This window comes from Dyadobacter sp. CY327, from assembly GCF_021390415.1.
GTDB lineage: Bacteria > Bacteroidota > Bacteroidia > Cytophagales > Spirosomataceae > Dyadobacter > Dyadobacter chenhuakuii.
In genome coordinates this window covers 1,048,859-1,063,721 of record NZ_JAJUXJ010000001.1, presented here as the reverse complement: position 1 = coordinate 1,063,721, position 14,863 = coordinate 1,048,859, and the positions used below count along the sequence as shown (strand labels likewise).

Genomic DNA, 14,863 nt, shown 5'->3' with positions numbered 1-14,863 from the left:
TTTTATGGGGTTAATATGGATAGTAATTGAGTTATATCTGTTCAAAATACCGCTTTCTTTCCCAGTCCGTCACGGACGTGTCGTACGCCCTTTGCTCGGATCTGAAAAAATGGCTGTAATGCTCGACGACTTCTTTGCCAAATGTATTTTTAGCAAATTCACTGTTTTCAAATAATGTTGTAGCTTCTGCGAGCGTATAAGGAACGCGTGGCAAATGGGCGGCGGCATAAATGTCCCCTATGAAACATTCCGGCGGCTCTATTTTGTTTTTGATCCCATCCAGACCCGAAGCTAATGATGCTGCAAAAGCCAGATACGGATTGCAATCCGCTCCCGGGATGCGGCATTCAATGCGCAAGCTGGCGCCGCTTCCTACTACACGGAAGCCTGCCGTCCGGTTGTCGTAACTCCATGCAAGGCGTGTGGGTGCCCAGGAACCATCTACAAAACGCTTGTATGAATTGATCGTAGGCGCATAAAACGGCATCACATCCGGCACATGCTGGATCCAGCCCCCCAAAAACCAGCGAAAAATATCAGAACCTTTCACCGGCCCGAATTCCTGATCGCCTGCAAATGCATTCTGGCCATCTTTCCACAAACTCATATGAATATGGCTGCTGGAACCGGCCTGGTCGGATTGAAACTTGGCCATGAATGTCACAGACAGGCCCATGGCATCCGCCACTTCCTTCAAACATTGCTTGTAAACCACATGGTTATCGGCCATAGGAAGCACTTCTGCATACTTTACATTCAATTCATGCTGCCCCAGCCCCCATTCACCTTTTGAAGTTTCAATTTCAATGCCCGAATTTTTCAAATGCCGCCTTACTGCGGAAGTATATTTTTCATTACGCGTTCCTTGCATAATGTGGTAATCTTCAAGATAATAGCCTGCCGGTGTCAGGTTTTGATAATTTTGCTGGAATGCTTGTTTATAGCTGTTTTCCAACAGATAATATTCAAGTTCAGAGGCCGCAAAGCATTGTAAACCATCTGCTTGCAATATTTCCAGCTGTTTTTTCAAAATCGATCTTGGACCGATTGACTCCAATGCATGCAATTTCTCATTATGCAGGTCACAAATTACCAATGCCGTCTTGTCCAGCCAATCCGCAATCCGCAATGTTGCGAGATCGGGCACGAGGTGAAAATCACCATAACCAAGCTCCCAATTGGCATATTTATAGCCCGGAACGGGGTCCATAGCCATGTCCGTGGTGAGCAGATAATTACATCCGTGCGTGCCTGATTTAATCACCGAATCGAGGAAATAATCGGCATCCACACGCTTGCCCATCAGGCGGCCATAATGGTCTGTGAAAGCAACAACGATGGTTTCTATCAACCCTTCCCCGATCTTAGCTGTAAGTTCTTCTTGCGTAAGGAATCCTCTTTTACTCATTGGAAAGGGCTAATTTTTTGAAATTGATATCAACGCAACTTGTCTATTTTGGTATTTAGCGGAAACTTCAAAACCACTTTTTTCCCCGATGCTTTTTCCAAAACCGGGGTCAGTATTTTGCGGGCATTGATCTGGGTCTGTTCCAAAATTCCCATATCAAGAGCGGATCGCTGGATTTGCTTTTCCGCCTGTTTGTATGCTTCCTGGACAAGCTTGGCTTCTTCATTGAAAGCATATTCTGTATTGTAAACCCTTGATTTACTATGGTCTATTTTAAAAACACAAAGTTCCGGCTCAGGCATATTCACAACCAGTGTTTCCGCTTCGGATGTAATGTCGGCAATTTCAACTTTGGTCAGATCAATACAGCCGATCGCCTCGCCCTGGACGATTAGTATAGCCTTCGCATTGGGCAGCCACATTTTTGTAATCTGCTGTTCAACAACGTCTTTAAAATTATATTTTACCAATTCCAACTTACCCATTGTCGTTATTTCCTGCAAAACCAGCGCGTGCGTCGTCTCGGATTTATCCTGGCTGCCCAGCCAATCCGGCACCCAGTTACCCGCCCTGAAATTACTCCATATCGATTGAAGCCCGGCCAGCAAAAGGATCAACACAAGCAAACGCACTATCCAACGCATATCATTCTGTTTTAATTAATAATCCGCTCCTCCTCGTTCAAACGCGCCATCCGCTGCGCAATGATACTCGCCGCAATTAGTTGCAAAGCATGATAAATCATGATCGGAAGCAACATTAACCCTGCCTGAGCGCCTGGAAAAAGCACTTTGGACATTACTGCGCCCTGCACCAGGGATTTTTTGGAACCGCAGAATACGGCCGTGATTCTGTCCTCATGGTTGAAATGTAACAGGTTGCTGATGAATGTGAGCAGGAAATAAATCCCGAAAAACAGCGACAGCATTCCTATCCCTAAAAATACAATTTCTTTTAGTCCCAGCGAACTAAACAAATGCTCCCCGAACGATTCACAAAAAGAGGTGTAAACGATAAGCAAAATCGAAAACTGATCGAAATAGCGGATGTATTTTTTATATCGCTCGGCAAAAGGGCCCCACCTTTTATTCAATGCAATGCCCGCACAAACTGGTAATAATACTTGTAAAGACAACTTTCCGACTACTGAAAGCAGATCAAAATGCCCGGGACCGGCGTGCCCTGTGCCCGCATCCATCACCAGCCCCATCCATAATGGTGTAAGAAAAACGCCGATCAGGCTCGAAATGCTAGCGTTAAAGATGGCCGCCGGAATATTGCCTTTTGCGATGGAAACCATAACAACGGACGACGACACCGTGGAAGGAAGCGCAGTCAGAAAGAATATCGCCAGCCATAATGTCTGACTGTCATCCGATTTGAAAAGGGGCCGGAAAGCCAGGGCAAGCAATGGAAAAAGGACAAACGTGGATAAATGCACCATTACATGCAACTTCCAGTTGACCAGTCCGGCGCGCAGTTTTTCAGGACTTAACCTTAACCCGTAAAAAAAGAAAATGATGGAAACGGCAATGGTAGAGATCTCTGAAAGCGGCAGCGGACTGTCCTTCATGCCAGGATATGGCCAAAGCCAGGCCAGCAATATCATGGTTAGCAAAGCAAGCATAAAGCCGTCCAAACCTGCTTTTTTGGCTGTATCAAATATTTTATTCATCGGTTCCCAATATAGGTCGTTTCCTATAGAAGGCGAAAAGTTTAATCTAAAATTCCTTTCAGGACGAAATATTTTACCTTAAAAGCAGATCGACGGCAGCCAGATTAAACGAAGCGGGTTATCTGGCGACGAGGTCCGGCTGTAATGCGCGCGGGCTTTTCTTAGGTTTCCTGGACTGCTTTTTCCTTCTGCCCCACCAGATAATCGTTCCGGTTACGGGCAGGCTGGCACAAATGAGGCTGGCCAGAAAAACAATGATCTTGCCCGGAAGCCCTAAAATTGCCCCTACGTGAATGTCATAATTCATTCTCCGCAATGTATTTGCAAAGTCGGCATCCTTAAAACGGCCTGAATAAGGGCCCGTCATTTTTATTTTTTTAAGGGAATACTGGTCAAAATAATTGTAATCAACATTGTAGTAAGTCCCAGCCCTGAAATTCACGAAAGAGAAGATCGATTCAGATTTGGTATGCGGAATCGAAACATTGATCCCCTCATTAACCGGATATTCCTTTTTCAATGCAAGCCATGCCTTGTCGACAGCGGTAATAGGCGTAAACGCACCGGCTAGCAATGTTGAATCCGAAGCTGGAAGGTAATATTCGTCCGAGCCCTTACCGCCCGTTGCCGTATAAAGTCCCTGGGAAAACCATTTGAAACCCCAGACAAGCCCCGTAAAGCCTAATAGGAAGCCGATTGACAAAACATAAAAACCGAAAACGTTGTGCAGATCGTAATTTTTCCGCCTCCACGCAGCATTCCATTTGATTGAGAAGCGCTGTTTTGCTGCCGATTTATTTTTGGGCCACCAAAGCACTAGTCCGCTGATCAACATCACAAGGAAAACCAATGTCGCCGACGCCACAACGGGCTGGCCAATGGTCGGCGGCAACCATAAATAATAATGTCCGTGTAAGATAAAGTGGAAAAAATCGCCCTCTTCGTTCCAGACGTGCTGCACTTCGGCCGTGTAAGGATTCACATAGACGACATAATAATATTCAGGATTCGCATTGTAAAAGCCCACTTCTGCATTGCGCGTCGGGACGCCGTATAGCACGCCGTTTGCCTTTTTGCCGGGAAGCATTTTTTCAGCGCTTGCCTGTAAAACCGATGGAGGCAGCACTTTGGCATTTACCGGCGGCTCTACAAACATGTAAGGTTGTGTAAAGCTTTTTATTTCGTGCTCAAAAGCCAGGATACAACCCGTTATGGCTACTACAAACACAATAATCCCGGATGTCAGGCCAAGGTAAAGATGTAATTTCCCGATCAGTTTCTTCATTGACGCAATGCTCCTAATCACTATTTAGACTCAATCAAATTACTAATGTAGTGTGAACATTTTAAAAAACAAGAAATCCCGGTCGATCAGGACCAGGATTTCTTGTTTTTCAGTCAAATTGATACTTGTAAATGCCGGTAACCTCAGTGCCTGGCGGCATGTCGATGATTGGCTTTAAGATGCCGTCGTGCATTCCATAAACCCAACCATGTAAATGCAAAGACTGGTTTTTCTTCCACGCCCGTTGTACAATGTCGGTTTTGGCAAGATTTTTCACCTGCTGGATTACATTCAGCTCAACGAGCCTGTCAAAACGCTTGCCTTGATCGTCGATGGCTTCCAGTTCAGTTTCATGCTTGTCGTACACATCTTTAATGTTGCACAACCATTTGTTGATCAACCCAAAATCATTGTTTGTCATGGCAGCTCTCACGCCGCCACATTGGTAATGTCCAACGACCAGAATGTGCTTGACATGCAGCACTTCAACTGCATATTGCAGCACACTCAGCATGTTCATATCCGTATGCACGACCAGGTTGGCCACATTGCGGTGCACAAACATTTCACCAGGCCGCGAGCCCGTAAGGTCTTCCGCCGGAACGCGGCTGTCCGCACACCCGATCCATAAAAAATCGGGCTTTTGATCTTTGGCAAGAATCTCGAAATAAGATTCATCCACGCCTAACTGCTCGGCAGCCCAGGTCTTATTGAAGTCAAGCAGCCTTTGATATTGTTCCATATATATTTTGAGTAGTGTTACAGCTTGTGAAAGCGCTGCAAAATAAGAATATGCTTTCACATTCATTGAAATCCAAGCATCCTTTTAGCAGAAAAAAAATCGTAATTTTGCGCTCTTAAAATCCCGTTTGGTGTTATTAATACATTGTTTTTACATTAGAAAGCTAATAGTCTAGCGCTAACAGCTAACAGCACATATGAAATACAACGAGTATAAAAACCTGAGTTATCCGCAGATTGGAGACGAAGTCCTGAAATTCTGGAAAGACAAAAAGATATTTGAAGCGTCGGTTGAAACACGCGAAGGTGCACCTTCATTTACATTCTTCGAAGGCCCGCCTTCCGCGAACGGAACGCCTGGCATTCACCACGTTATGGCGCGTTCGATCAAGGATATCTTTTGCCGTTACAAGACATTACAGGGTTTTCAGGTTAAAAGAAAAGGAGGCTGGGATACGCACGGACTGCCTGTGGAATTGCAGGTTGAGAAAGAGCTGGGCATCATCAAAGATGACATTGGAAAGACGATTTCCGTTGAAGATTACAACGAAAAATGCCGCCAGACCGTCATGAAATTTACAGATCAATGGAATGACCTGACCGAAAAAATGGGTTATTGGGTTGATCTGGAAGATCCTTATATTACTTACAAAAGCGAATACATTGAGAGCCTTTGGAATCTGCTTAAAAAGCTCTACGACAAAGGTTTGTTATACAAAGGTTACACGATCCAACCTTATTCACCAGCCGCAGGAACCGGACTTTCGTCTCACGAGCTGAACATGCCCGGGACCTACAAAGATGTGAAGGACACGACCATTGTGGCCATGTTTAAGACACAGGGCGCAAAAGCCGCAGAGGTTTTCGCAGACTTTTCTGGGTCCGATATCCGCATCCTGGCCTGGACAACCACGCCCTGGACGCTTCCTGCAAACGCGGCATTGACAGTTGGCGGCAACATTACTTATGTTCTGGTAAAAACCTTTAACCCTTACACACATGCGCCCGTCGCAGTGGTTTTGGCAAAGGACCTCATCTCAAAATATTTCTCTGAAAAGGGGCGTGACGGTGACTTTGCAGGTTATGAAGCCAGTGAGAAAAAGCTTTTGCCCTGGACTATCCTGAAAGAATTAAAAGGAAAAGATCTGGAAGGTATTGAATACGAGCAACTAATGCCCTATGTGCAGCCTAAGGTTGAGCCGTCTGCGAAACCTGCATTCCGCGTCATTCTGGGCGACTTCGTTACGACCGAGGACGGAACGGGGGTTGTGCATACATCTCCGACATTCGGTGCGGATGACTTCCGGGTGTCGCAAGCCAATGGCATTCCGGCCATTATGGTGAAAGACGAGACCGGCAAAGATGTGCCCATTGTGGACCGCCAGGGGCGTTTTGTAAAAGAGATCACAGATTACGCAGGCCGCTTCGTTAAGCCTGAATATTATTCGGAGGAAGAACAAAATGATCCGGAATTCAGGGCAACGGATGTCCTCATAGCGATCAAGCTGAAAGAAGAAGGCAAGGCATTTAAAGTAGAAAAATACGAACACCCCTACCCGCATTGCTGGCGTACGGATAAGCCGGTTTTATATTATCCGCTGGACAGCTGGTTTATCAAAACCACAGCGATGAAAGACCGCCTGGTGGAGCTAAACAAAACAATCAACTGGAAGCCGGAAAGCACCGGAACGGGCCGTTTTGGCAACTGGCTTGAAAACCTGGTCGACTGGAACCTGTCCCGCTCCCGTTACTGGGGAACGCCCCTGCCGATCTGGCGCAACGAGCATGGTGAAGAAATCTGCATCGGCTCAATTGAAGAACTGAAAGATCAGCTGGAAGAAGCATTGCTTTCGGAAAACCTGACAAGAGAACAGGCTGCTAAAAATTCGGAATATTTATTAAAGCTGGAAAATGGCGATTACGACCTGCACAGGCCGTATGTGGATAACATTGTTTTGGTTTCGAAAAAGGGCCACATCATGCACCGCGAGCCGGATTTGATCGACGTCTGGTTTGATTCGGGCGCTATGCCTTACGCGCAATGGCATTATCCTTTTGAAAATAAAGAGATTTTCGAGCAAAGTTATCCGGCAGATTTCATCTCCGAAGGCGTGGATCAAACGCGCGGCTGGTTCTTTACCCTGCACGCCATCGCCGGGATGTTGTTTGATTCTGTTGCATTCAAGAATGTCGTTTCTACCGGTTTGGTTTTAGATAAAAATGGCAACAAAATGTCCAAGCGTCTTGGCAATGCGGTTGACCCATTTGCTACCCTATCCAAATTCGGTCCTGATGCTACGCGCTGGTATATGATCACCAATGCCGAACCCTGGGATAACCTTAAATTCAACATTGAAGGCATTGGTGAAGTGCAGCGGAAGTTTTTCGGAACGCTTGTAAACACTTACAATTTCTTCGCATTATATGCCAATCTGGATGGTTATGAGTTCCACGAGACCGTTTCTGTGTCTATTGAAAAACGCACCGAACTGGATCGCTGGATCTTATCGAAGCTGAATACATTGGTGAAAGAAGTTGGTGAGCAATTTGATGATTACAACCCGACCAAAGCCGGAAGACTTGTTCAGGATTTTGTGACCGATCAGCTTTCCAACTGGTATATCCGTCTCAACCGCCGCCGTTTCTGGAACCCCTCGCAGGATTCCGGTGAAGGTCTTACGGAAGACAAACAAGCCGCCTACGAAACTTTGCAGCATTGCCTGGTTACCGTTTCGCAGCTCATGTCGCCGATTGCTCCGTTTTTTGGAGAATGGTTATATAAAAACCTGACAGACGGCGACCGCGCCGCTTCGATTGCTAATAACACCGGCCATCAATACGAATCTGTGCATTTGACTTACTGGCCTAAGATCGAAGCAGAATATGTTGATCTGGACCTGGAAGCCGCCATGGAACAAGCACAAACGATCAGTTCACTGGTCCACTCCATCCGTAAGGGGCATAAGATCAAAGTGCGCCAGCCGCTCTCCAAGATTTTGATCCCTGTGCTGAATGATATTACAAAACGTCAGATTGAGCAGGTTAAGTCCATTATTTTGTCGGAGGTTAATGTCAAGAACATTGAATTCGTGCATGATGACAGCGGCATATTGATCAAAAAGATCAAACCAAACTTCAAGACATTAGGACCGAAATTCGGCCCGAAAATGAAGGAAGTGGCAGCAGCGATTTCCGCAATGGACGAAGCAGCTATCAAGGAAATCGAGAAAAATGGCTCGATAACCCTAAACGGCGCATCATCTCCCATCGAAATTGCCCTTACCGACGTAGAAATCCACGCTGAGGACGTCCCAGGCTGGTTGGTAGCGAGCGAAGGCGGTCTGACAGTAGCGCTGGACGTTACGATCACAGACGAACTGCGTCTTGAAGGCATAGCACGTGACTTCGTCAACCGCGTTCAAAACCTGCGGAAAGACAGTGGTTTCGATGTAACAGACAAAATAAAAATCACATTACAGGACAACGACCGCCTGCTGGCCAGCGCCGTAACCGCCAACAACGATTACATCTGCCAGGAAGTACAAGCCCTGGAACTGAACATCATCAACGACCTCAACGGCGAAGCCAACGAGATAGAAATGGATGAGTTTTTGTTGAAAGTGAAGATTGAGGTTGTGTCCTGATGCAGTATGAGGCATATCCATTCGTCCTGAACGAAGCGGAAACACACTATAAATTTGAAAGCATTGGCAAGCGTGGAGTTATCGAAAAAGCCATTTCTTTCTCCAAACTTAGCATAGATGTTTATAATCTTGCGTTATTGGATTTTGATCCCGTGACGCAGAATTATATCGATGACTCTGTAACCGACAACGGCGATATGCCGGAAATAATGGCGACCGTTATAGCTGTCATTTTAAACTATTTGAATGAACATCCAGCGCGGCGCATCGTGCTGACTGGAAATTCCAAGTCAAGAAATCGGTTATATCAAATCGCAATCGGGAAAGTGTGGGAAGTTGTCCAGGAAGATCTGCAAATTTTAGGTTTTAATGGCGTCGAATGGTTAACCTTTGAACCTAATGGATCTTTCGAAAGTTTTTTAATAGCGCGGAAATTCTTAATTTCATGATAAACACTGGTTTGTGGCTATGAAAGTTTTAGAGAAAAAGTATTTGGTTCCTTCCAATTTATCTCCAAAGATAACTGTTGATAATACCTTGCCGGACCTTTCAAATCACCCGGTTGTGTTGAAGAAAGCGGAAGGTGCCCGCAAACTTTTGCAAGAGCATCCTGTTCCGGAACATTTGTTGAAAAGATAAATCAATGCAGCTAGCCAACGCAACAGCTTTAATAACAGGCGGCGCCTCCGGGCTTGGGGAAGCAACGGCGCGATTGTTTGCTGCATCGGGTGCTAATGTTGTTATTCTTGATCTGAATGTTACTGCCGGGGAAAAGCTTCAAGCTGAATTTCCTGATAAAATGAGATTTATTAAAGCTGATGTTTCCAGTGAAAGCGATGTGCAAAAAGCCGTTGATCTCACGCTGGAAACATTTGGTTTTATAAGCATTGTTGTCAACTGCGCTGGCATTGCTCCTGCCCGAAAAATCGTTGGCAAAGCGGATGGGATATATGGCCCGCATTCCTTCGATCTTTTTGAAAAAACCATTAAAACAAACCTGATCGGCACATTCAATGTAATGCGATTGGCAGCATTTGCGATGGAAAAGAATGTGCCTAATGAAGAAGGTGAACGCGGCGTGATCATTAATACGGCATCTGTTGCTGCCTATGACGGCCAGATGGGGCAAGTCGCCTACGCTGCCAGTAAAGGTGGCATTGTGAGTATGACTTTGCCTGTTGCCCGCGATCTTGCAAAGTCAGGCATCCGGGTTATGGCCATCGCGCCGGGGCTTTTTGAGACGCCATTAATGCTAGGGCTGCCCGAAGAGGCGCGCGTTTCTCTAGGGCACCAAATTCCGTTTCCTTCCCGCTTAGGACGACCATCTGAATACGCATTGCTTGCCAAATCAATTGTTGAAAACCCCATGCTGAACGGAGAAGTAATCCGCTTGGATGGGGCGATTAGGATGAGCCCGAAATGAGAGAGCAGCTGACATTTCTTGAAGGAAAATCTATATGGCGCTGGTTGCTTTTGGCACTGCTGCTGACCAGCATTGTCTCACATCATTTCGCTGAGCCGAAATCCATTTACAGGATCGAGGAAGTCATTTCCAATGGATCCAGAGAAAGCCATCTTCGCAAAACCGGGACATTCTCGTATGCTTATAAAAGTACTGATAAGCAAAAGTGTTCTCCAAAAAGTCATTCACGACAATTCGGACGCCTCCGCTTTCTTTCCGAATCACTGCAAATACATACAGCATTAGCAGTTTCCAATGCGCCCGACTTGCAACCGATCATAATGAACGCGACCGGCCAGAATATTAACGGCGAATCACAATCTTCCGAAGAACCACTCCCTTTCCATTCCTGAAACACAGCTGATTTTCATCAGTAGTAAATGTGCTCTTTCCTCAAAGGACTGAGCTGCTTTTCATTTATAATCAGACAATGGAATGGAAAATGTATCACCAGCCATCAAAAAGTGGCTCAAAAGGCTTGCTATGGCCTATATGCTTGGCTTTGCCAACGCAATAAATCAAGAAGTCAAAACTGTGGACGACACTTTCTTTAAAACAGAAGAAGTTCAGAAGGACAAAAAGGGATAAGCCTTAACTTAAACCATCCGGATCCCGATATCAGTGTAAATTTTAAATTCCTCCTTGTCTGCCGGCTGATCGGTTACGATCATGGATAACTGTTCAGCCGGACAGACATAATGTGCTTCCGCAGTGGCGAGTTTCTCCACGGATGCGAGCGCAATTACTTCTTTTGAACATTCAATCATTGCCCTTTTTACTTCACTTTCCTCATAATCCGGCCCGGTAACGCCCAGATGGGAGTGAATGCTGCATATCCCCAGCAGGCAAATGTCCGCGCGAAACTTTTTTATAAACTGAATGGTGTCGCTGCCAATGGTCACAAAGGAATTTTTCAACAGCCGTCCACCGGCAAACAGCACTTCAACATGCTCGTGTTCTTCGAGAATGGAAGCAATCGGGAAGCTGTTGGTAACAACCGTTAAACGAAGTTCTTTGGGTAATGACTTGGCGATCAGCAGCGCCGACGTACCGCCATCGAAAATGACAAGCTGACCATCTTTCAGAAAATTCAAAGCCTTTTTTGCGATGATCTGTTTTTGCTCGTTATCATACAAAACCCTGTCTTTAAAATGATGAGGCCCGGGTGAATGCGGCACAGCCCCGCCTCTGACCGATTTCAGAAGCCCTTGATCTGCAAGTTCTTTGATATCTCTCCGAACCGTATCTTCCGAAACATTCAGTAGCGCACTCAGCCCCGGCAGATACACTTTCTGCTCACTGTTCAGCTGATTTAATATCACATGAAACCGTTCCTCTTTTAACATTATCGTTTCTGTTTTATGCAAAAATATAAAATTTATAGAAATAAAATTGCAAAATATTGCAGATAAAATTTACATTTGTTGCATAAAATTGCAACTATAAAGCACTGCTTATTATGAGAAAGTCGATTGCCATTGACATGGATAATGTCATCGTTGATATTGAAACAAACTGGATCAATTGGTACGAAAAGGAATTTGGTGTGAAAATCGAAAGGAAGGAATTGCTTGGAAAGCCCGAAGACGAAGCTTTCCCGGACCCTGCTGCTGCGCTGAGCCTGATCTATAAAACCGGCTTTTTTCGACATGCACCGATTATCGAGGGAGCACAGGAAGCGCTTCTAAAATTGCAGGAACATTACGACATTTTCATCGTATCAGCCGCCATGGAATTCCCGAATTCCCTCCCCGAAAAATATGATTGGCTCAACGAACACTTCCCTTTCATCTCCTGGAAAAACATTGTTTTCTGCGGCGACAAAAGAATTATCGACACCGATTATCTCATCGACGACCACCTGAAAAACCTGGATTTCTGCAAAGGCACCCCAATCCTCTTCACTGCAAGCCATAACGTAAACGTTACCAAACACAAGCGTGTCAACAATTGGAACGAAGCGTTGGCGTTGCTGGAAGTCGAATAGAAAAGTGACAGCATTCATTCAAATTTTTGTATTTTAGAATAATGTTTGTTCAAATACTGCAATACTTGAAGTTATGGTATCAATAAATATTTCGGTGGATCAACTCATTGAGGTAATCCACGGTATGGACGAAGTCGAAAAGATTCGCATTAAAAGTGCTTTGGAAGATGATTTTGTAATTTCAGACGAAGCGAAAGCCGAATTTTTGAATCGTAAGAAAGAATTCCTCGCCGGAAATATTTCTTCAAAACCATGGTCAGAAATACAGGCTCGCTATGAGTCAATATAGCATTGAAATTTTAAAACCGGCCGAAATTGAATTTGATGAGGCTTTCGAATACTATAATGAGCAGCTTCCAGGATTAGGAAGAAAGTTCTACGGCGAGGTTTCCAGATATTTGTCTTCCATTTCCGAGAACCCTTACAAGTTCGCTGCCAAATATGACAACGAACTTCACTTTGCAACATTAAAAATCTTTCCGTTTCTGATCGTATACTGGGTGGACGAGGCATTAAAAACAGTGTTCGTTGTCTCCATTTTCCATACCAGCCGCAATCCGAAAAAATTTCAGTTGTAAAACCTTTACGCCGCCTGCTTCGCCCGTTCTTTCAATTGCAACAATTCATCCCGTAACCTCGCAGCTTCCAAAAAGTCTAGATCCTTGGCGGCTGTTTCCATTTTGCGCTGGGTTTCGGAAATTAGCTTTTGCAGGTCGTTTTTGCCCATGTACTGAACAATCGGATCGGCAGCGACGCGGACTTCGGTTGGCTCTACGTAAACTTTGCGGACTTTCGAATCGGCCACGGATGTTTGTTCCATGATCGCTTCTTTCGATTTGAGAATGGTTTTTGGCGTGATCCCATTTTCAGCATTGTATTCCAGCTGAATGCTCCTTCTCCTATTGGTTTCATCAATAGCGAGTTGCATGGACCCGGTCATGACATCCGCATACATGATTACTTTTCCACGGTCATTACGCGCGGCGCGGCCGATAGTCTGGATCATGGAGCGTGTATCCCGAAGAAATCCTTCCTTATCCGCATCCATAATCGCCACGAGTGAGACTTCCGGTAAATCCAATCCTTCGCGCAGCAGGTTAACGCCTACCAGTACATCAAAAATACCTAACCTTAATTCCCGCAGAATCTCCACACGGTCCAGCGTCTTCACTTCCGAGTGGATATAGCGACACTTTACTCCTACCCTTTCCAGATATTTGCTCAGCTCTTCTGCCATTCTTTTTGTCAGGGTCGTGATCAAAACGCGGTCGCCCATATTAATGCGCTTATGGACTTCTTCCAGCAGATCGTCGATCTGGTTCAGGCTTGGCCTTACTTCAATTTCAGGGTCCAGCAAGCCGGTTGGGCGGATAATTTGCTCTACCACAACACCTTCTGACTTACGCAGCTCGTAATCCGCAGGCGTTGCGCTCACGAAGATGGTTTGCGGCGTCATATCTTCGAATTCCTGGAATGTTAACGGCCTGTTATCCATAGCAGATGGCAGCCGGAAACCATATTCCACGAGCTGCTCCTTACGCGAACGGTCACCTCCCCACATGGCGCGGATCTGCGGCATGGTAACGTGACTTTCGTCCACCACCATTAAGAAATCATCCGGGAAGTAATCGAGCAAACAGAATGGCCGTTGACCTGGTAAGCGGCGGTCAAAATAGCGGGAATAGTTCTCAATCCCAGAGCAGTAACCCAACTCCCGCATCATTTCCATATCAAATTCGGTGCGCTCCTTAACGCGCTCGGCTTCTGCCAATCTTCCTTCTTTGGTAAAGAAGTTAATTTGCTGAACAAGATCGTCCTGAATTTCCTTGATCGATTGCACCAGAACATCTCTTCCCGTCACAAAAAGGTTGGCGGGGAAGATTGCAATGGCACGTTCCGAAGATATTTTCTTACCTGTCTCAGGCTCGATACGCTGAATTTCTTCTATTTCGTCACCAAAGAAAATGATCCTGTAAGCAAAATCCGCATAACCCGGGAAAACGTCGACCGTGTCGCCTTTCACGCGGAATGTGCCGCGGTTGAATTCAAGCTCTGTACGGCTGTAAAGGATTTCAACCAAACGGAACAGGAACTGGTTGCGACTCACAATGTCGCCTAGTTTGGCGCTGACAATGCTTTTCTTGTATTCATTGGGATTACCTGCACCGTAAATGCAGGATACGGAAGCCACAACGATGACATCCCGACGGCCGCTCATAAGCGATGATACAGTATGAAGCCGCAACTTTTCAATCTCCTGATTGATTTGCAGGTCTTTTTCAATGTAAGTATTGGTGCTGGAAATGAACGCTTCCGGCTGGTAATAGTCGTAGTAGCTGATAAAATACTCCACTGCATTATTCGGGAAGAATTGTTTGAATTCCCCGTAAAGCTGTGCAGCAAGTGTTTTGTTATGACTTAAAACGAGAGTAGGCTTATTGACCTGCTTCACCACGTTGGCTATGGTAAATGTCTTACCTGAACCCGTTACACCCAAAAGCGTCTGGGCAGGTTCGCCGGCCTGAATGCCTTGCACGAGTTGTTCAATAGCCGCCGGCTGGTCACCCGTTGGCTGATATTCTGAGGTTATTTCAAAGTCCATAGCGTATTGTAAGCATTCCAGAGATAACGCATTTCAAAGATAGATTAGTTTCTTTGAAA

At 45.5% G+C, this 14,863-nt stretch carries 16 protein-coding genes; 9 read left to right on the top strand and 7 right to left on the bottom strand.

The window, feature by feature from the left end:
- Nucleotides 1-31 precede the first annotated feature (31 nt).
- The 5 genes from LZG74_RS04535 to can all read right to left on the bottom strand — a co-directional run bounded on the left by LZG74_RS04535 (nt 32) and on the right by can (nt 5,110).
- Nucleotides 32-1,408: a glutamine synthetase family protein gene (locus tag LZG74_RS04535; RefSeq protein WP_233795410.1), complete on the bottom strand. Its 1,377-nt coding sequence runs from the start codon at nt 1,406-1,408 to the stop codon at nt 32-34.
- Between the two features lie 29 nt (nt 1,409-1,437).
- Nucleotides 1,438-2,052: a DUF4230 domain-containing protein gene (locus tag LZG74_RS04530; RefSeq protein WP_233795409.1), complete on the bottom strand. Its 615-nt coding sequence runs from the start codon at nt 2,050-2,052 to the stop codon at nt 1,438-1,440.
- 11 nt (nt 2,053-2,063) lie between these two features.
- A complete protein-coding gene (locus tag LZG74_RS04525) occupies nt 2,064-3,083 on the bottom strand; it encodes a bile acid:sodium symporter family protein (RefSeq protein ID WP_233795408.1) in 1,020 nt (339 codons plus the stop codon).
- Between the two features lie 118 nt (nt 3,084-3,201).
- On the bottom strand, nt 3,202-4,368 hold the full coding sequence (locus tag LZG74_RS04520; protein WP_233795407.1) for a PepSY domain-containing protein: 1,167 nt from the start codon (nt 4,366-4,368) through the stop codon (nt 3,202-3,204).
- 109 nt (nt 4,369-4,477) lie between these two features.
- A complete protein-coding gene (gene can, locus LZG74_RS04515) occupies nt 4,478-5,110 on the bottom strand; it encodes a carbonate dehydratase (protein WP_026630650.1) in 633 nt (210 codons plus the stop codon).
- 196 nt (nt 5,111-5,306) lie between these two features.
- On the opposite strand from can, the gene ileS reads away from it, so the two are divergent.
- The 6 genes from ileS (at nt 5,307) to LZG74_RS04485 (ending at nt 10,803) form a co-directional block, all read left to right on the top strand.
- The gene (gene ileS / locus LZG74_RS04510) at nt 5,307-8,753 is read left to right on the top strand and encodes an isoleucine--tRNA ligase (RefSeq protein ID WP_233795406.1); all 3,447 of its coding nucleotides are present in this window, start codon (nt 5,307-5,309) and stop codon (nt 8,751-8,753) included.
- The gene (locus LZG74_RS04505; protein WP_233795405.1) at nt 8,753-9,202 is read left to right on the top strand and encodes a DUF6934 family protein; all 450 of its coding nucleotides are present in this window, start codon (nt 8,753-8,755) and stop codon (nt 9,200-9,202) included. Before ileS ends, LZG74_RS04505 begins: the two co-directional genes overlap by 1 nt.
- A gap of 19 nt (nt 9,203-9,221) precedes the next feature.
- Nucleotides 9,222-9,392, top strand: a complete 171-nt coding sequence (locus LZG74_RS04500) for a hypothetical protein (RefSeq protein ID WP_233795404.1) — start codon at nt 9,222-9,224, stop codon at nt 9,390-9,392.
- A 4-nt stretch (nt 9,393-9,396) separates the two neighbouring features.
- Entirely contained in the window at nt 9,397-10,176 is a 780-nt protein-coding gene (locus LZG74_RS04495) for a 3-hydroxyacyl-CoA dehydrogenase (RefSeq protein ID WP_233795403.1), read from the top strand.
- Nucleotides 10,173-10,568 (top strand): hypothetical protein, encoded by a 396-nt coding sequence (locus tag LZG74_RS04490; RefSeq protein ID WP_233795402.1) that lies wholly within the window; start codon nt 10,173-10,175, stop codon nt 10,566-10,568. The genes LZG74_RS04495 and LZG74_RS04490 overlap by 4 nt, the downstream gene beginning before the upstream one ends.
- 82 nt (nt 10,569-10,650) lie before the next feature.
- A complete protein-coding gene (locus tag LZG74_RS04485; RefSeq protein WP_233795401.1) occupies nt 10,651-10,803 on the top strand; it encodes a hypothetical protein in 153 nt (50 codons plus the stop codon).
- A gap of 8 nt (nt 10,804-10,811) precedes the next feature.
- Here LZG74_RS04485 and LZG74_RS04480 read toward each other — a convergent pair whose 3' ends face one another.
- Nucleotides 10,812-11,561 (bottom strand): DeoR/GlpR family DNA-binding transcription regulator, encoded by a 750-nt coding sequence (locus tag LZG74_RS04480; protein ID WP_233795400.1) that lies wholly within the window; start codon nt 11,559-11,561, stop codon nt 10,812-10,814.
- Nucleotides 11,562-11,674: 113 nt separating this feature from the next.
- Here LZG74_RS04480 and LZG74_RS04475 point away from each other — a divergent pair, with 113 nt between their 5' ends.
- The 3 genes from LZG74_RS04475 (at nt 11,675) to LZG74_RS04465 (ending at nt 12,780) form a co-directional block, all read left to right on the top strand.
- A complete protein-coding gene (locus tag LZG74_RS04475; RefSeq protein ID WP_233795399.1) occupies nt 11,675-12,202 on the top strand; it encodes a 5' nucleotidase, NT5C type in 528 nt (175 codons plus the stop codon).
- 73 nt (nt 12,203-12,275) lie between these two features.
- A complete protein-coding gene (locus LZG74_RS04470; RefSeq protein WP_233795398.1) occupies nt 12,276-12,491 on the top strand; it encodes a hypothetical protein in 216 nt (71 codons plus the stop codon).
- Nucleotides 12,478-12,780 (top strand): type II toxin-antitoxin system RelE/ParE family toxin, encoded by a 303-nt coding sequence (locus LZG74_RS04465; RefSeq protein WP_233795397.1) that lies wholly within the window; start codon nt 12,478-12,480, stop codon nt 12,778-12,780. Before LZG74_RS04470 ends, LZG74_RS04465 begins: the two co-directional genes overlap by 14 nt.
- Nucleotides 12,781-12,785: 5 nt before the next feature.
- On the opposite strand, the gene uvrB is transcribed toward LZG74_RS04465, so the two are convergent.
- Complete coding sequence (gene uvrB, locus LZG74_RS04460) at nt 12,786-14,804, bottom strand: excinuclease ABC subunit UvrB (protein ID WP_233795396.1); 2,019 nt, start codon at nt 14,802-14,804, stop codon at nt 12,786-12,788.
- Between the last annotated feature and the right edge of the window lie 59 nt (nt 14,805-14,863).